The 17,718-nt window shown below is 63.9% G+C and carries 9 protein-coding genes and 2 pseudogenes; 7 read left to right on the top strand and 4 right to left on the bottom strand.

Annotation, left to right across the window (positions count from 1 at the left end; genetic code table 11):
* Positions 1-439, top strand: a pseudogene (locus AC1DR7_RS03115) (hypothetical protein); the annotation flags it as partial.
* A gap of 9 nt (positions 440-448) precedes the next feature.
* Here the strand turns inward: AC1DR7_RS03115 and AC1DR7_RS03110 are convergent.
* Positions 449-1,015 carry a hypothetical protein gene (locus AC1DR7_RS03110; protein WP_478051928.1) on the bottom strand — a complete coding sequence of 189 codons (567 nt, stop codon included), beginning with the start codon at positions 1,013-1,015 and terminating at the stop codon, positions 449-451.
* Between the two features lie 206 nt (positions 1,016-1,221).
* Here AC1DR7_RS03110 and AC1DR7_RS03105 point away from each other — a divergent pair.
* Together AC1DR7_RS03105 and AC1DR7_RS03100 are read left to right on the top strand one after the other, a co-directional pair.
* Positions 1,222-2,174, top strand: a pseudogene (locus AC1DR7_RS03105) (serine hydrolase domain-containing protein).
* A gap of 413 nt (positions 2,175-2,587) precedes the next feature.
* On the top strand, positions 2,588-3,253 hold the full coding sequence (locus tag AC1DR7_RS03100; RefSeq protein WP_478051927.1) for a hypothetical protein: 666 nt from the start codon (positions 2,588-2,590) through the stop codon (positions 3,251-3,253).
* 435 nt (positions 3,254-3,688) lie between these two features.
* Here AC1DR7_RS03100 and AC1DR7_RS03095 read toward each other — a convergent pair whose 3' ends face one another.
* The 3 genes from AC1DR7_RS03095 to AC1DR7_RS03085 form a co-directional block, all read right to left on the bottom strand.
* Positions 3,689-3,811 (bottom strand): DNA-binding protein, encoded by a 123-nt coding sequence (locus AC1DR7_RS03095; protein ID WP_457321864.1) that lies wholly within the window; start codon positions 3,809-3,811, stop codon positions 3,689-3,691.
* A 78-nt stretch (positions 3,812-3,889) separates the two neighbouring features.
* A complete protein-coding gene (locus AC1DR7_RS03090; protein ID WP_478076393.1) occupies positions 3,890-6,055 on the bottom strand; it encodes a family 16 glycosylhydrolase in 2,166 nt (721 codons plus the stop codon).
* Between the two features lie 50 nt (positions 6,056-6,105).
* A complete protein-coding gene (locus tag AC1DR7_RS03085; RefSeq protein ID WP_478076392.1) occupies positions 6,106-6,948 on the bottom strand; it encodes a glycosyltransferase family 32 protein in 843 nt (280 codons plus the stop codon).
* Positions 6,949-7,104: 156 nt separating this feature from the next.
* On the opposite strand from AC1DR7_RS03085, the gene AC1DR7_RS03080 reads away from it, so the two are divergent.
* The 4 genes from AC1DR7_RS03080 to AC1DR7_RS03065 all read left to right on the top strand — a co-directional run bounded on the left by AC1DR7_RS03080 (position 7,105) and on the right by AC1DR7_RS03065 (position 17,327).
* Positions 7,105-7,482: an SDR family oxidoreductase gene (locus AC1DR7_RS03080; protein WP_457322154.1), complete on the top strand. Its 378-nt coding sequence runs from the start codon at positions 7,105-7,107 to the stop codon at positions 7,480-7,482.
* A 105-nt stretch (positions 7,483-7,587) separates the two neighbouring features.
* Positions 7,588-16,299, top strand: coding sequence for a GH36-type glycosyl hydrolase domain-containing protein (locus AC1DR7_RS03075; RefSeq protein WP_478076391.1), 8,712 nt, complete (start codon positions 7,588-7,590; stop codon positions 16,297-16,299).
* Positions 16,296-16,556: a hypothetical protein gene (locus tag AC1DR7_RS03070; protein WP_457319194.1), complete on the top strand. Its 261-nt coding sequence runs from the start codon at positions 16,296-16,298 to the stop codon at positions 16,554-16,556. The genes AC1DR7_RS03075 and AC1DR7_RS03070 overlap by 4 nt, the downstream gene beginning before the upstream one ends.
* 492 nt (positions 16,557-17,048) lie before the next feature.
* On the top strand, positions 17,049-17,327 hold the full coding sequence (locus AC1DR7_RS03065) for a hypothetical protein (protein WP_256774328.1): 279 nt from the start codon (positions 17,049-17,051) through the stop codon (positions 17,325-17,327).
* The last annotated feature ends 391 nt before the right edge of the window (positions 17,328-17,718 follow it).

The raw sequence follows: 17,718 nt of genomic DNA, 5'->3' as shown, positions 1-17,718 counted from the left end.
AGTAACCGAAGCGCAGGGGAGGGTGCAGGGCAGTCTGGCGACGATGAAGGCCGATCTGGATTTTACTCAGGCCGCCGCTGAATACCGGGGAACAAGGCGTTTATCGCGCAGTGAATCGATCCTGATCCAGGTGTGGACGGGCAAGACCGAGCAAGAGGTCGTCGCCGCGAACGGCAACCCAGCTGTCCGTCAGGCCGGGATTGCGCGGACGCTGTCTTATGGGCAGTCCTTTGACAATCGCGTCATGTGGCAGAATCTCGCGACCGGCGCGACGTATGGCGGCGGCGGTTATAAAAGCTGCAACGTCCGCTATGTGCTGATCCCGGACAGCGCCGGGATGCTGAGGGTTGCCGATGTGAATGTCTTCGGTGAAGCAAGTGGCGACACAAGAAAGATACGTGACGCCTGCGCCGACATCTTGAACGTGCCAAACGGCTGAAATCATGGCCTATTTTTGAGCCGCGCTCATGCAAGCCGAAAGCTGGCGATACGCCAGCTGCAGATGGACAACCTTTGAGCGGAACACCTCTTTCCCCTGAAACTGGATAGCGAGCTCATTACTGTCCGGCTTTTCCTTCACCGATTTCCGCACGTCGATGGTGAGCAACAACGCCCCACTGCTCTGGCCCGGCATGCTCACATGGGCGGCCTGGACGTTCTGCGTGGGGTGGTTGGTAGATGACAACGTGATGGGAACGATCTCGGTCTTTGTCACCGGAGGGATCGCCTCGCTGATGAACCAAACGCCGCCATGACCCTTTCGCGCCATTCCAGCGTCGGCGGGGCCACGAAGCGAAAAGGTGGAATCTGGCGTGATGAAATTAACCGAGCAGTGGTAACCGGTGTTGACGGGTTCGCGTGCCAGCACCCAATTGCCATCAACCCCCTTGTAGAAGGATTCGCTGAACATCGGCTTGCCAGGATCCGCGCCGCCGAGCAACTCAGGGGCGATTTGAGCAGCGCACGGGCTGGTCCATGCCATGGTGACTACTACGCCGATCAGCCAATTCTTCATCTAAAATCGCTCTTCATTCGTGGGACCTTGACGTACGGTTTCGTGCAATTCCTGTCCTGGCCCTATCCAAGCGGCTACGGGCCATAGCTTAGCCTTCCAGGATTGCAGTGTAACGCTCTGCACGCCATGTACTTCTGCGAAGACTCTATCCGGCCGAACTTCCTGTAACCCAGCTTCAGGCGATTGACCGCTATGTCGCGTCTGAAATGACTCGGCAGCAGATCCCTGGCTTGACGCTCGGCGTCTATCGTCATGGGCACGCCGTGCTCTTGAAGGGGTACGGATTTTCGAACATCGAGCACGACGTGCCGGCCACCCCGGATATCGTCTTCGCCTGGATGACAGCATCCGCTCACATGTGGCCGGACTGCCTGAGACGTGGCAGGCGATCACCATCGGCCAGCTGCTCTCGCACACGTCGGGCATTGCCGATTATGACGGCGACGAGTTCACCGGCCGCGACGGGCCGTTCGACGTGCGCCGGGACTTTACGGAAGCGGAACTGGTGCAGAAGGTTTCCCAGCTGCCCGTTGAGGCGTCCCCAGGAGAAACATGGAGCTACCGCAACGCAAATTACCTTCTGCTTGGCGCCGTCATCCGCAGCATCACCGGGAAATTCCACGGCGACATCCTGGCGGAGGAGATTTTCGGGCGTCTCGGCATGACCGCATCCCGGGTGATATCCGACCAGGAGATCGTCCCCCATCGGGCCGCAGGCTACGAACGCAGGGGAGGGACCCTGTGTAACCAGGCCTGGGTATCGCCCACCTTCAATTCCACGGCCGACCTGACCGGTCGGGATCTGAAGCACTGGGGTCGCGCCTTGTGCAGCGCCTCCGTCCTGGCTCCCGCTACGTTGGCGCAGATGTGGACACCATATCCGGTCGACGGCGTGGTTCCCGAGGAAGGCTACGGTCTCGGCTGGTTTGTCCGCATCCACCCATCAGGTCCCATCGTGGAGCATGACGGCGCATGGCAAGGGTTTACGTCGTACTTCGCCGGATACCTGGGAACGGGCGTCTCGGTTGCTGTGTTCACGAATCTCCATCCCGATCACAGTCGCCCTGATCAGATCGGCCAGGGGGGCGCAGGATTGGTGGACGCGCGCCTGGCGGATCTGGATCCGGCCAGCGAACATTCTGATCCGATCGACCGCTGAAGCGGGACCCAGCCACCTGAAGTAGCGTGTCTGGGACAGATCTACCATTTCGCATAATGTATATTATGTTACATATTGACTGGCAGCCTTCCTGGTCGAGCATCGCAATGGCGTAGTCGCGGTCGGCCTGCTTGGCGAACTCGGCATCGGCCAGCAGATCGCCACGCTTGGTCGCCTCGATTTCGAGGTGCCGGATTCGATTCCGGTCCGGCTGAAGTTCGGCGCGTGCCTTTGCGACTACGGCTGCATCACGAATTGGGCGGGTCGCGCCTTCCTCACGCGATTGGAGCAGCGGTCCAACGAGGCGCCCTAACCCCGATTGAGACGAACAAGGCGGCGGCCAGGCGGGTCAGAGCTATGGCCGGGTCATGCGAGAATCCCCCTATTCGCTACGGCCAAGGTACGGGGGGGGCATGGGCTTTACTAAGAAAAGACTCCGTTACGTGTTGCGGAGCGATGCAGTCCTCTCTGGCATCGCCGGCGCTCTTCTGAGCGGGGTCCTGAGCTGGATCCTCTTTGCTGCGCCAGGCGGAACTCAGATACCTGACAGCGGTAGCGTTGCCGATTGGCTCGCCGCTGTGGGCACATGGGTGATCGGCTACGGGGCCTGGAGGTATGCCAAAGAAGGGCACGATCAACGCATCAGCGAATATCGAGAGCGACGCGCGACTGAGGCAAAGGCGCGACGCGCACATCTGGTTGCCACCTGCGCAGCACTGGGGTTGGCCGTGGGAATCAAGGGCTCCTGCGACAGATACGCCGCACTTCCTGACGACGAGAGGACGTTCTGGCAGCTTCAAGTCCACTTTGATGGATTTGAGGATGCCGCTCAGCTCGTCTTGCTCAGCACTGAAACACTCGTCCAGCTCCGGACGAAGGATGTGACAAGTTTCGCGCGCATCAATGAGAGGCTTCGAAGCATCCGAAAACTCACTGCGGCGTTTATTGCAGCGCACGGCAGAGAAGTGGACATGGAAAACAACGCTGACGGCGTTGAAGATCCGCTTTTCGTCGCCGTAAGTAGAGCTGCCAACGAGGTGCATGAACTCTGCTACGCGTTCAAGGACGCTGTGCTGTAAAGAAGGAATCTTCGCTGCAGGCCAAAGACGATCAATCCTCTCCATCGCGCTCGGTGTACCGCGAGCCGCTGTTTTCACTTGGAAACAAGGCAAAAACGCGGAAATTCAGTTCGTGGAGAGGATTGCTCTAGACATCGGCGACAGTCCCGAAACGTGGTCTGCGCTGGTCACGGCCGAGCGGAGCAGCTGAGGCTGAGAAGGCCGCTTGGACGCGGATTGCGCAAAAGCTGGCGACTGTTGCCATGCTGGTGCTTGTAGCTCGTGGGTTGCGCGGAACGCCCACTGCCGCAACGGCTTCGCCGGGGTCGGCTAAGGCCGAAATGTATCCAGCAGTCACCTGGCTTCGCCTAAGCGCAGCCTCTAAACGAGCCACGCCTGGAATCTCAGGGGGCAACCGACGTCCGGGGCTTGGCCACCAAGTCTCCAGCAAGCGGGTTACCGTATTCGGGAGCCCGTACCGGTGTGTGTCCGAACGCGCTCCACCGTCGGGCGCTCGCCGTCTGCGACAAGCGCTTCAGCGGCACCGTGCGCGTCTAGTTCCGTGATGCCGCGAGCCATTGAACTATCCCCTGTGCGGGCGCCCTGCCCCGTTGAGACCGTACTGGCATTAAGTGCGGCTTCCGGCCGCGACATCCGTCAGACTTGGGCAGGCGTGATCTCCTCAAGCGTGGATGGCCTTGACAGCCGCAAGTGGCCAAAGCAATCTTGACCGGCTGTAATGGCATCCACCGAGATGCCTTTAATCCGCGCGATTGCGGGCAGCCTGAGCAAGTGGAGTTGGCCGGCGAGTTCGGTTGAGCGAGTGGGCCACACGTTCACATGTAGAGTCATCGGCAGATGTGGAATTGGCGTGGGACCCCACAGCATTCGCCGGTGGACAAGTCGCCCATCTACGAACCAGCGAATCTCGTCTGGTTCCCACTCGATGGCAAAGCTATGTGCGCTTTGCGATGCATCGAATCCTAGGTCGATACTTACCGGCGTCCCGCGATATCCGTAGTCGTATTTCGCCCCCTCAGCGCCTGGGTTATAAAATACGTTAACCAGCAAGCGATCGGGGCGGTCACCAGTGATCTCAATGTCAATCTCTTGGCGAGGGGAGTCACGATGGAGGAAGAAGCCTGTAACTAACCCCGGAACATTCGCAGGTTGCAACGTAGCTTCGAAGCGGCCGAACAGGAACCGGCTTTGGGTTGATATGGCTGCGGCGCTCAGATCGCGCACACCGAGTGCCTCTCTTCGCACCGCAAGGACTGCACCCTGTCCGGAACTGGTCGTGACATTTGCGGGCCTAAATAGGCCTAAATTACCTGGAAACGTATCTTCCCGCAGCATCCATCGCGCCGGATCAAGATCTTGAAGTTGATCAATAAAACGCGATCTGGTGATGTGAGCTAGCCTACTGGGCAGACAGGGCTTAATACCTATTCCGATTGACATCACATCCCGAGGGACGATCCATGGTGAATGGTCGTGCATTAGCTGTTTCCGGCTGAAAGTGGCGCCGGGTCTGCAAGGATCAACATCAGCCAGCGCCCGTTGTCCGACTTCAGGAACTCGGGGATACGCATCCAGCGGCGGCGCTAAACGTAGGTACTGGCAGATCGCGAGCCAACTCCCTGCATCTGACAGATGCAGGGCGCCCTCTGACACGAATTGGGCTAACAGCGAGTGCTCGCGCGTCTCTATATCTCCCATAACAATAATTCTGGCGCACGGGTAAATCCGTCTGAGCAGGTCGGCGTGGCCTGAAAGCGAGGCAATATTTACATATGCATTGAACACGGCCTCACGGCGCCCAGCAAGAAGCGCGGACATTTCCGCTGCAGGCAAGTCCTCCAAGTCGCTACAGCAGCGATAGCCGAGCATGGACAGAGCCATCGCGAGTGACGACAAGCCGGATCCAGGAGAGCCGAAGGCAAATACTGGTGTTTCAGTGGGGCGGCGATGAAACACGCCAGGAGTCGTGTCATTCAGAATGCCAATTCGGCCCAATGCAGGAAGAATCGAGTAGGAGTTGGTCGATTCGAGATCACAGCGCTGGCTAATGACCGATCGTCGAACGGCGCGAACATCCATCTCGCCAAACTTCTGGTTGATCCAAAGGTCTACCGGGCCTCGGCAAGGCCCGAGATCGAGAAGGCGCTGTGCTCCGCGCGCGGAGAGAACGTACCCTGATAGATACCAAAGACCACGCTCGGGCCGGAAGACGTTTGGTGAAATCGGAGCCTTAGGGGCGCCGTATCGGACCTCCTTATAAGAGAGATACAGAACATCAAATGCAGGCTCCGAACTACTGCTGGCATGCAACTCTGCCCAAGCAGCATCGACGAGCGTACCAAAGCCCCTGTCGAATAGGACATCATCCTCTAACACAAGCGCATATCCACCGGCGGATGCCGCGATCTTCTTCCATACAGCGATATGCGATCTTGCGACCGCGATCTCGGCGTCGCTCATTCGGATCGGCTCATCCAGCTTAAACGCGGCCGGTAGCGTCAAAGGCTGTGGCTCGACGGAAAGCTGGTCGGCCAAGGTGTAATGGATATCCACATCGGGTGTTTGAAGGCTGCTGGTAGTGTAGGCCATGCCGTCGCAAGCCGAATGCCGAACGAGAAGATCGAGCAAGGGGCTACCTGACGCGTCCGAGATACGACGCAGCTCTTGCTGAACGGCCACCAGCCGCTCTGGCTGGCGATCTAGATTGATGACATAGATCTGGCTGATCGCCAGGCAGTCAGACTTCCCGCCTCGGCTGAAGGCTCGACACAATTGACGAGGAAGTAGGACCCGAGCTCGCATGCGGAGGGTGTTCAATACTCTTTGGAGGCCGCCCAACCGCGGAAATAGGTTCATACGTTTTCATCTCCAGGCCTCTCGAAGACCCGTTGGTTGGAGTTGCGCCAATTGCGATCATCGTTGCGGTAGCTTAGCGGCCACTTCGATACAGCAAATTCGCTCCAGTCTTTAAGAACTACGATCGCGTTGTCTAACTCACCCGCGACGCCCATCTGGAAGATTACCCTGGACAAATTACCTGGACCGGTGGTCGCCTGGATTTCCGGCAGTTCGSCCTGCACAGCTTCCACGAGGCATTGAGTGGCTCTTTCAAGTGCGCCCTCAATAACCAGGTCGCCCGATTGAGCTGACAATGGATTATTATTCAGATAGAAGATCCAGTTGCCCGCCTTCGCTGACGGCGACATGAAGTCACAGGCTTGAACCATCGTATCCGAATCAATGTCATAGCAAAGCGGCTGAACTTTAAGTCCGTGACCTTTAAACAACGGGCTAATGTCCCCGGCTATGCAGACATCGTCTGCGTCCACGTACAGCCCTCCCTCAACGTGCAGGAAGCACAATCGGAAATAATCAGCCTGCATCGCAGGATGGTAACAGCGCCTGTAAGCTGAAAGGTGCAACGGGCTGAGATGCTTTTCAATGTAAGCAGCAGCTCCATCCGCATCGAACAGTCGGTGGGCATAGCCTGCTTTTTGCCAATAAATCCAAGATTCAATGCACTGAAGTACGTCGGGCGGCAGGTTCTGGAAGTCGTGCCAAAACTGAACGATAGTCCTAGGCGTGCCGTCCACCTGCGAAACAGGCGAAGGCTTGGGCGGCTGGCGATGAATGATGCCCTTGATGTAGTCCGAACGCTGCCGATGATGATCCGGCGTGTCTGCTTCAAGCGCCATGAGGCGGCCTCGAGATGGGATTCAATGAGACTTGGGAGGCTTGTGGTCAGCCTGTCTACGTGTGCCGTCTCGCGATAATACTCGCAGCCCGACCGTTCGATACCCATACGTCGCCCGACCACCCTTCAGCGGCGAGCGGCTGAGGCACGTCTGCATGTGACGTCGATCCAGCGGCTACTGCCGCTGCATGACGCCACGATTGCCTATGCCGCAGCGAAGGCGGCGTTGTCCACCCACAGCAAGGCCCTCTCCAAGGAAGTCACCCCCAAGGGGGGGCGCGTGGTCCGCGTGTCGCCGGGCTGGATCGAGACAGACGCTGCGATCGCATTCGTCGGGCGGATTGCGTCCAATGCAGGCACAGATTATGAGGGCGCCAAACAGCAGGTCATGCAGGGGCTGGGCGGCATTCCGCTGGGGCTCCCGGCCAAGCCAGCCGAGGTGGCCGATCTGATTGCATTCCTGGTCTCGCCGCGGGCGGCGTCCATCTCCGGATCGGAGTACACGATCGACGGCGGCACTGTCCCGACCGCCTGAGGTTGCGTTGTGACCATCCGGGCCGCTCGCGCTCGCGACCTTCACAACTACCACGCCGCCCCGAATGCAACTATGAAGGCCGCGACCTGCCCCCCTCGGTAAACCATGCCCCACTTTCGCCGTCTTTTTGGTCGTTGGCTCCGCCTGCGTCGTCTTGTCCGTTGGCGCTGGCGTGAGCGCCAGGCCTCGGCACCGGCCATCGAGGCCACCGAGGGCCCCCTGCGCGCCGCGCTGTACAGCGTTGAACAGATGGAGGTCTACGGCCGCGCCCTTGCGCGCCAGCATCGGGTGCGGATGCGACCGGGCGCAGAGCGCCTGCTCGATCGCCTGCAAGCCAACGAGCGTGTCCTGGAAGACGCCAACACGCTGCTCAGCAACGTAGTACGCGAACAGCGGCCGGTGACCCCGGCCGGGGAATGGCTGCTCGACAACTACTACCTGATCGAAGAACAGATCCAGACCGCGCGACGTCACCTGCCGCGCGGCTACAGCCGGCAGTTGCCTTCCCTTGTCGCCGGCCCCTCGGCCGGGTTGCCGCGGGTGTATGAGCTGTCGATGCAGGCCATCGCGCATGGCGATGGCCGCATTGACGGCGATACGCTGGGCCGCTTCATCGCCTCGTACCAGTCGCTCGCGCCGCTGAGCCTGGGCGAACTGTGGGCCGTTCCGATCATGCTGCGCCTGGCCCTGCTGGAGAATCTGCGGCGCATGGCGGCGCGGGTGATGCGCGACGGGACGGACCGTGGCCTGGCTGCCCAATGGGCGGACAGCCTCAATCGCGCGGCGTCCGATACCCCGACCGATGTCGTCCTCGTGGTGGCCGACATGGCACGCTCCGAGCCGCCCTTGACCGGCGCGTTCATCGCTGAGCTGACCCGGTCGCTGCAGGGGCGCGGCGGTGCTTGGGCCATGCCCATCGCCTGGCTGGAACAGTGGGCCGCCGCGGCTGGGCAGCGCATCGATGAACTGGTCGCCGCCGAGGGCCAGCAGCAGGCGGCCGACCAGGTCTCCATCGGCAACAGCATCGGCAGCCTGCGCTTCCTCTCCACCATGGATTGGCGCACCTTTGTCGAAGACATGAGTGTGGTCGAGCAGCGGCTGCGGGAAGACCCGATGGCCGTCTATCCGCAGATGGATTTCGGCACCCGCGACGCCTATCGCCATGTCGTAGAGAAGATTGCGCGCGGTAGCCGCGTCGCCGAAGAGCGCGTTGCGACCATCGCGCTGGACCTGGCACGAGCAGCTGAGCCGCTCGATGGGCCACGTACGCACGTAGGCTATTGGCTCGTCGGCGAAGGCGTGAACACCACCGTGGACGCGGTGGCCGAGGCGGCACCGCGCCACCGCAAGGCACGGCGGCTGGCGCACCGCGTGCCACTTGCCCAATACCTGCTGCCGATTGCCCTGCTGGCGGTGGTGGCCACCGCTGGCCTGCTGGCATCGGGCAGTGGCGCGGTACCCGTCTGGCTGGCCGCGCTGTTCGGGCTGCTGGTGTTCAGCGAGCTGGGCATCGTCCTGGTGAACTGGACGGCGACGGTACTGGTCACGCCCCGGCCCCTGCCCAAGCTCGATTTCAGCGAAGGGATCCCGGCCGCCTGCTCCACCGTGGTCGCGGTCCCCTCGATGCTGTCCAGTATCGACGGCATCGATGTCCTGACCGAGGCGCTGGAGGTCCGCTTCCTGGCCAACCGCGATCCTCAGCTGCGCTTCGTGCTGCTGACAGACTTCCTAGACGCCGCGGCCGCCGAGACACCGACGGACGACACCCTGCTTGCGCATGCCGTGGAGCGGATCGAGGAATTGAACAGTCGCTATGCGGCCGAGCGCGGCGATCGCTTCTACCTGCTGCACCGCGCCAGGCAATGGAACCCGGGCGAAGGGGTGTGGATGGGACACGAGCGCAAGCGCGGCAAGCTTGCAGCGCTCAACGCCCTGCTCCGTCAGGGCGATGCGGCCGCGTTCATGCGCACCGTCGGTGACACGGCTGCCTTGGTCGGCGTCCGCTACGTCATCACCCTGGATTCGGACACGCAGCTTCCGCGGGATGCCGCACGCGCCTTCGTCGCCACCTTGGCGCACCCGCTCAACCGCCCGCGCTTCGATCCGGCGCTGCAACGCGTGGTGGAGGGCTACGGCATCCTGCAGCCCAGCGTCGGTACCAGTCTGGGCACGCGCCGCACCTCGCGGTTTGCCCGGATGTTCGGCAGCGAGCCCGGCATCGATCCGTACTCGCGCATGGTCTCGGATGTCYACCAGGACCTGTTCGACGAAGGCTCGTTCGTGGGCAAGGGCATCTATGACGTCGAAGCGTTCGAGCATGCGCTCGAGGGCCGCCTGCCCGAGAACCGCATCCTCAGCCACGACCTGCTGGAAGGCTGCTATGCACGCGCCGGCCTGGTCAGCGATGTGCGCCTGTACGAGGACTATCCCGAACGCTACGCCGCCGACGCCAAGCGCCGTGCGCGCTGGATCCGCGGCGACTGGCAGCTGTTACCCTGGTTGATGCCGTGGACACCGCGCCCGGGATCGGGGTGGGAACGCAACCCCCTCAGCCTGCTGTCGCGCGGCAAGTTGCTGGACAACCTGCGCCGGAGCCTGGTGCCGATCGCAGCCTTGGCCTTGCTGGTGGCGGGTTGGCTGTATGCCGAAAGCCCGGCTGCGTGGACGGCATGGGTGCTGGCCCTGTGGTTCGCGCCGCCGCTGATCGGCATGCTGCGCGATGCGCTGAGCGTTCCGGACGACACCCCGCTGGAAGCGCACTACATCATGGTCGGGCGCGGCACGCTGCAGTCGTTGCTGCGCGCGGCCACCCAGGTCGCGTGTCTGCCCTACGAAGCGTTGCTGGCCGGTGGCGCGGTGCTGCGCACGCTCTGGCGCATGACCGTCACCCGCCGCCATCTGCTGCAATGGAACCCCTCCAGCGAAGTCGAGCGCCGCCTCGGCAGCGACCGCGGCGCGGAATGGCGGGTGATGGCGCCCGCGTCGGTGCTGGCGGTTGCGCTGGCAGCGGTCGTGGCCAGCGTGGCTCCGCAGGCACTGCCTGTCGCCCTGCCCCTGCTGTTGGCGTGGACCTTCGCGCCCGCGTTGATGGCGTGGCTGGGCCGGCCGCCGGCCGCAAGCGTGGCCGAGCTGTCGGTGACCCAGCGGGCGTTCCTGGGCCGGCTGGCGCGGCGCACCTGGTCGTTCTTCCAGGCGTGGGTGCGCGAGCAGGATCATTGGCTGCCGCCGGACAACATCCAGGAGCACCCGACGCTGGTGGTGGCGCGGCGCACCTCGCCGACCAACATCGGCCTGTCCCTGCTGGCCAATCTGTCCGCGTGGGATTTCGGCTGGCTCCAGCTGGGCGCGGTCGCGGAACGCACCGCCCTCACCTTCGATACGCTGGACCAGCTGCCGCGCCATCGCGGCCACTTCCTGAACTGGTACGACACCGAAACCCTGGCGCCGCTGCAGCCGCGCTACGTCTCCACCGTGGACAGCGGCAACCTGGCGGGCCACCTGCTGACGCTGCGCCAAGGCCTGCTCGCGCTGGTGGACGCGCCGGTGCTGGCGCCACACACCTTCGATGGCCTGGCCGATACGCTCGGCGTACTGGAAGAGGAACGGCAGCGCCATCGCCCCGCTGACGCAGTACTGAGCGAGGCGCTCAACCACCTTCGCCAGCGCCTGGCGGCAACGCGTACCGACCACCCGCGTGGGACGACGCAGCTGCTCGCCCGGTTGCAGGAGCTGGCCGGTCTGGCCGACGCCATGCTGGCGCACTGGCCGGCACCGGAGTCGTCCGAGGAAGGTGCGCTGCACTGGCCCGCCCTGTTCGCTGCCGAATGCCATGCCGCCCACGCGACACTTGCCGACCTCCCTGCCGATGCCGGCGCGGACGACGAGGCGCCAGTACCGAGCCTGCGCCAATTGTCCGCCCTGCCCGGCTCCGCCGGTGCGGACGCGCGCGCGCGCATCGAGCAGCTGCAGGCGCTGGCGCACCGCGCCGGGCAGTTCTCGCTGATGGAGTACGGGTTCCTGTTCTACCGTACCCGCAACCTGCTCTCGATCGGCTACAACGTCGACGACCATCGCCTCGACAACAGCTTCTACGATCTGCTGGCGTCCGAAGCGCGGCTGTGCGCCTTCGTCGCCATCGCCCAGGGCCAGTTGTCACAGGAGAGCTGGTTCGCGCTTGGCCGGATGCTCACCGAGGTCAACGGCACGCCGACGTTGTTGTCATGGAGTGGCTCGATGTTCGAGTACCTCATGCCGCAGCTGGTGATGCCCAGCTATCCCGATACGCTGCTCGACCAGACCGCGCGACATGCGGTCGAGGCGCAGATCGTCTACGGCCGCACCTTGAACCTGCCGTGGGGCGTGTCCGAGTCCGGCTATAACGCCGTCGATGCCCGCCTGAACTACCAGTACCGCGCGTTCGGTGTGCCCGGATTGGGTCTCAAGCGCGGCCTCGGCCAGGATCGGGTCATTGCCCCCTATGCCAGCATGATGGCGCTGATGGTGGCACCGGAGGCGGCGTGCCAGAACCTCCAGGCCCTCGAAGGGTTGGGGTTCTCCGGGCGCTTTGGCATGTACGAAGCGATCGACTACACCCCCGCCCGGGTACCGCCGGGACAGGATCACGTTCTGTTGCGTTCGTTCATGGCCCACCACCAGGGCATGGGCCTGCTGTCGCTGGATTACCTGTTGCGCGACCAGCCGATGCAGCGCCGTTTTGTTGCCGATACCGAGTTCCAGGCCACCTTGCTGCTGCTGCAGGAACGCATCCCGCGCATCGGCGTATTCCATCCGCATGAGGTCGAAGCGCTGGGCGAGCATTCGGCCATGGCCGAGCACGAGACCTCCCTGCGCGTCCTGCGCGACCCGGCGGGCCCGCGCCCGGAAGTGCAGCTGCTCTCCAACGGGCGCTACCACAGCATGCTGACCCATGCCGGCGGCGGCTACAGCCGCCACGGCGACCTGTCGCTCACTCGCTGGCGCGAAGACGGCACCACCGACGCCTGGGGCACGTTCTGCTACCTGCGCGACGTGGACAACGGCGAGTTCTGGTCCGCCGCCTACCAGCCCACCTGCGTGGCGCTGGACCATTACGAGGCGATCTTCTCCGACGCCAAGGCAGAGTTCCGCGGCGCGCGCCGCGGCTGCGAGAGCCATCTGCAGGTCGCCATCTCCGCCGAGGACGACATCGAGCTCAGGCGCCTGCGCCTGACCAACCGCGGCCGTCGCCAGCGCACGGTGGAGATCACCACCTATGCCGAAGTGGTGCTGGCGCCCGCAGCGTCGGACGACGCGCATCCGGCCTTCAGCAACCTCTTCGTGCAGAGCGAGATCCTGGCCGCCAAGCAAGCCGTGCTCTGCACGCGCCGGCCCCGTTCGCACGACGAAGTCCCACCGTGGATGTTCCATCTGGTCGCGGTGCATGACGCCGAGGTCGCGTCGATCTCCTACGAAACCGACCGTGCGCGCTTCCTGGGCCGTGGCAACACGCCGCGGACGCCGCAGGCGTTGACCACCGACACCGAGCTCTCGGGCACGGACGGCTCGGTGCTCGACCCGATCGTGGCCATCCGCGTGCGGGTGGTGCTGGAGCCCGAGCAGACCGTGCAGCTGGACATGGTGTATGGCATCGGCGCCGACCGCGTCGGTTGCGAGGCCATGGTCGACAAGTACCGTGATCGCCGCCTGGCGGACCGTGTCTTCGACCTGTCCTGGACACACAGCCAGGTGGTGCGCCGGCAGATCAATGCCAGCCAGGCCGAGGCCTCGCTCTACGAGCGCCTGGCCAGCCACGTGCTGTATGCCAATCCGCTGCTGCGAGCGGGCGACGCCGTCCTGCAGCAGAACCAGCGAGGGCAATCCGGGCTGTGGGGCCATGCCATCTCGGGCGACCTGCCCATCGTCCTGCTCAAGGTCACCGACGCGGAGAACGTGGAACTGGTCAGGCAGCTGGTGCAGGCGCACGCGTATTGGCGCCAGAAGGGACTCAACACCGACCTGGTGATCTGGAACGACAGCAAGGCCGGCTATCGGCAGGAACTGCAGGACCAGATCCTGGGGATGGTGGCCGCCAGTTCGGAGACGGGCCTGCTAGATCGCCCCGGCGGCATTTTCGTGCGGCCGGTGCAGAACATGAGCCACGAGGACCGCGTTCTGCTGCAGGCGGTGGCACGGGTGGTGCTCAGCGACGAGGACGGCACGCTGGCGGCGCAGGTGGGGCGCCAACCGCTGCCTGTGCGACGGATTCCGGCTCTGGTGCCGCAGGCGGAGCAGCAGGAGCTGGCCCTGGCGATGGACGCGACGCCCGGGCTGCCCGTCATCGCCGACCCGGGACCCGAACCCGGACTGCCCCCGGGCGTTGAGCACGACGAAGAGGTGGACGACCCGTGGCCGTTCCTTCCGTACCGCGGCGCCGGCCGATTCGACAACGGCACCGGCAGTTTCAGCGAGGACGGCCGCGAATACGTGGTGGTGGTGCGCGAAGGCGCCCCGACGCCGGCGCCCTGGGCGAACGTGATCGCGAACGCCCGTCTGGGCACGGTCGTCAGCGAGAGTGCACCGGGCTATACCTGGTTCGAAAACGCACACGAATTCCGCTTGACGCCCTGGCTCAATGATCCGGTGTCCGATACCGGCGGCGAAGCCTTCTACGTGCGCGATGAGGAAACCGGCCGTGTCTGGTCGCCGATGCCGCTGCCCTGCCGGGGCACCGGTGCGTACCGTACCCGCCACGGCTTCGGCTACACGGTCTACGAGCACATCGAAGACGGTATCGCCAGCGAGTTGTGGGTCTTCGTCGATGTCACCGCGCCACTGAAGTTCTCGGTCCTGCGGTTGCACAACCTCTCGGGCCGGCCACGGCGGCTGTCGGCCATCGGCTACGTGGAGTGGGTCATGGGTGACCTGCGCCCGAAGTCGCGCATGCACGTGGTCACCGAACGCGATCTGCAGACCGGGGCGCTGCTGGCGCGCAACAGCTACAGCACCGAGTTCGGCGGCCGGATGGCCTTCTTCGACACCGATGCCGAGGGCTGCGGCTGGACCTGTGACCGCCTGGAGTTTATCGGCCGCAACGGCGGCCTGCATGCACCGGCCGCGTTGCGCCGCGAGCGTCTGGATGCACGGGCCGGTGCGGGCATGGATCCCTGCGCGGCGATCCAGGTGCCGCTGGAGCTGGCGCCGGGCGACCGCAGTGAAACCACGTTCCGCCTTGGCGCCGGGCGCGACCGCGAGGAAACGCTGGCGTTGGCACGAAGCCGCCAGGGCAACCAGGAAGCCATCGATGCGCTGGACGCCGTGCGCATCCACTGGCGCAACGTACTGGCCACGGTGCAGGTACGCACGCCGGACCCGGCGTTCGACGCACTGGCCAATGGCTGGCTGGTCTACCAGACCCTGGGCTGCCGCTACCTGGCACGCAGTGGCTACTATCAGTCCGGCGGCGCGTTCGGCTTCCGCGACCAGCTGCAGGACGCGCTCGCCCTCGTGCACGCGCGCCCGGACCTGACCCGCGAACACCTGCTGCTCTGCGCGGCACACCAGTTCACCGAAGGCGATGTGATGCACTGGTGGCACCCGCCGCAGGGTCGCGGCGTGCGCACCCGCTGCTCGGACGACTATCTGTGGCTGCCCCAGGGTGCATGCCGCTACCTGGAGGTCACCGGCGACGCCAGCGTGCTGGACGAAGTGGTCGGCTTCATCGAGGGGCGCGCGGTGACCCCGGAAGAGGAAGGCTACTACGACATGCCCACCCTTTCGGCACAGCGCGGCACGTTGTATGCGCACTGCGTCGTCGCGCTGGAGCGCGGGTGCCGGCTGCTCGGTGAACGTGGGCTTCCGCTGATGGGCAGCGGCGATTGGAACGACGGCATGAACCGCGTCGGCGACCAGCAGCGCGGTGAAAGTGTGTGGCTCGGATTCTTCCTGCATGACACGCTTCGCCGCTTCATCGGGCTGGCCAACGCGCGTGGCGATGCCGCCCGTGCGCAATGGTGCGAAGAACAGGCCGAACGCCTGCGTCAGAACCTGGAACAGCATGCCTGGGACGGCGCGTGGTATCGCCGCGCCTGGTTCGACAACGGCGCCACGCTGGGCTCGTCACAGAACCAGGAATGCCGCATTGATTCGATCTCCCAGAGCTGGTCGGTGCTGTCAGGCGTGGCCGCGCCTGAGCGTGCCAGCCAAGCGCTGGATTCGCTGTACACGCATCTGGTGCGAAAGGACGCCAAGCTGATCCAGCTCCTCGACCCGCCCTTCGACCAGACCACGGAGGACCCCGGTTACATTCGGGGTTACGTACCGGGCGTGCGCGAGAATGGCGGCCAGTACACCCATGCGGCGGTGTGGGCGGCGATGGCATTCGCCCAACAGGGCGATGCAGTGCGTGCCTGGGAGCTGGCCGGCATGATCAACCCCCTGAACCACACGCTGGATGCCGAGGCGGTCCAGACTTACCGCGTCGAACCCTATGTGTTGGCCGCCGATGTCTACGCCGTGTCGCCGCACGTCGGGCGAGGCGGCTGGACGTGGTACACCGGATCGGCCGGGTGGATGTATCGCCTGCTGGTCGAATCCCTGCTCGGCATCCGTCGCGACGGCGATCGTCTCTCGCTTGAACCGTGCCTGCCCGATCACTGGCCGTCCTTCGAATTGAGCTACCGCTTCGGGCGCAGCCTGTATGAGTTCGTGGTGACCCGCACGGCCCAGGGTCAGCCGACGCTGCATGTGGATGACGTCCTGCAGCCGGACCTCAGCGTCCTGCTCCGCGACGACGGTCATTACTACCGTGTCGCGCTTGATCTGGGTGCACCTCCGGGATGAACGTGCGCGCCGAGATACAGGTGCAACTTGATGCGCTGGCCGACAAGCTGGACCACTGGGTGGCGCGAGTGCGCCACCCAGCGCAATTCTGGACGCAGTTTGAACAGCTGAGTGGCGAGATTCTCGACCAATGCGAGAACGCGGAGAGGCACCATGCGCGTGCGTGTATACAGGCCATGCTCGAACGCCATGCGCTGGAAATCCCGGCCTGGCACGAACGAGGCGACACTCCGCCGCCGGGGAAGCCGGGAGCGTGATAACGGATCCCCCGTGCGGGCTCAGGGTCAGAAGCTGCACTTCACGTGCGTGTGCAGCCGGTTCAGATCGCCGGCCTCCCCAATTCCAGGCGGCGCTGGGCGTGGCTCAGCTCTGCGCCGAGGTCCAGCTTCGGGAAGGACAAGCAGCAACGGGAACGGCCCAAGGCGCTGCAGCCCGCCTTACATCAAGCCCATGCGATCAGTCATGTTGATTCGCGGATTGCAGACATAACGGAGCCGCTGTTCGCGCTGGGCTTTCGGGAATGCACGAAGAGCGGCGAGCACTGCCTGCCAATGGGTGAACCCGCTGTCCATTACCTTGGCATGCGACAACCTGGGCTGGGTGTACTGGCGAATCTCCCTGCGTGTGAAATACACGCTTTCGCCGCCCTACCCCTCGGACCATCGGCCATCTGGCGCCTGCCTGACGACGTCACCTTAACCGCGCCGTCCTATGCTGGGACCCCGTTCGCGTCCACAAGGGAAAACACCATGATCAAACTGCACACGCTGATGATTGCCGGCTGCCTGTTGGGATTCAGTGCCGTTGCCTCCGCTGAAACGGTCAACCTGACCAACAGTGCAGATGGCGCCAACCGAGATGCCGGCATCTCGGCGGTAAAGAAGAAGCTGCAGGACGCCTGTACCGACCGCAAGGGCTCACCCGACAGTGATTCGTTCGAGGTGGTCTTCGAGAAGACCAGCGACAACCCGAATGTGCCCAAGCCTTATTACGTGGACGGCAAAATGAAGTGTGAGCTGCCTGGCTGATGAGGACACCCGGCCAAGGCCGAGCGGATGCTTCAGGCCTGGCCGGCGGCTTTCTCACGCGGCGATTCTCTCCACCAACCTATCGAGCGCCGCCTTCGTGGCGCGCGCCGTATCTCGCTGCCGCTCCGCTTGGTGGTCACTTACCGGTTTCGTCGCTACATAAAGCTGCGTGCCGGCTGAGTCTTCAAGGGATGGAGCCGCAGGCCGCGTAGCGTCAGATAGGCGATGGGCGGGCAACCTGGGAGGCAGCGGACCAACGGTCCGCTCTACGGTGTCCCCCGGCCTTGGGCGGGCCGGGGATTCTGTTTACTCGGCGCGGTGGGTCCTTCAGTAACCGCCACGTATTCCGCGTCGCATCGGGATCGTCCCGGCCAGCAGCGTGCGGGGTTGG

It is taken from the genome of Stenotrophomonas sp. P5_A9 (assembly GCF_056400525.1).
This window is presented reverse-complemented; position numbering and strand designations above follow the sequence as displayed.

Coding starts and splice junctions, on each gene's coding strand:
- AC1DR7_RS03095 (WP_457321864.1), bottom strand. CDS start 3,811: ATGGCTCGCGGCATCACGGAACTAGACGCGCACGGTGCCGCTGAAGCG.
- AC1DR7_RS03070 (WP_457319194.1), top strand. CDS start 16,296: ATGAACGTGCGCGCCGAGATACAGGTGCAACTTGATGCGCTGGCCGAC.
- AC1DR7_RS03110 (WP_478051928.1), bottom strand. CDS start 1,015: ATGAAGAATTGGCTGATCGGCGTAGTAGTCACCATGGCATGGACCAGC.
- AC1DR7_RS03090 (WP_478076393.1), bottom strand. CDS start 6,055: ATGCGAGCTCGGGTCCTACTTCCTCGTCAATTGTGTCGAGCCTTCAGC.
- AC1DR7_RS03100 (WP_478051927.1), top strand. CDS start 2,588: ATGGGCTTTACTAAGAAAAGACTCCGTTACGTGTTGCGGAGCGATGCA.
- AC1DR7_RS03065 (WP_256774328.1), top strand. CDS start 17,049: ATGATCAAACTGCACACGCTGATGATTGCCGGCTGCCTGTTGGGATTC.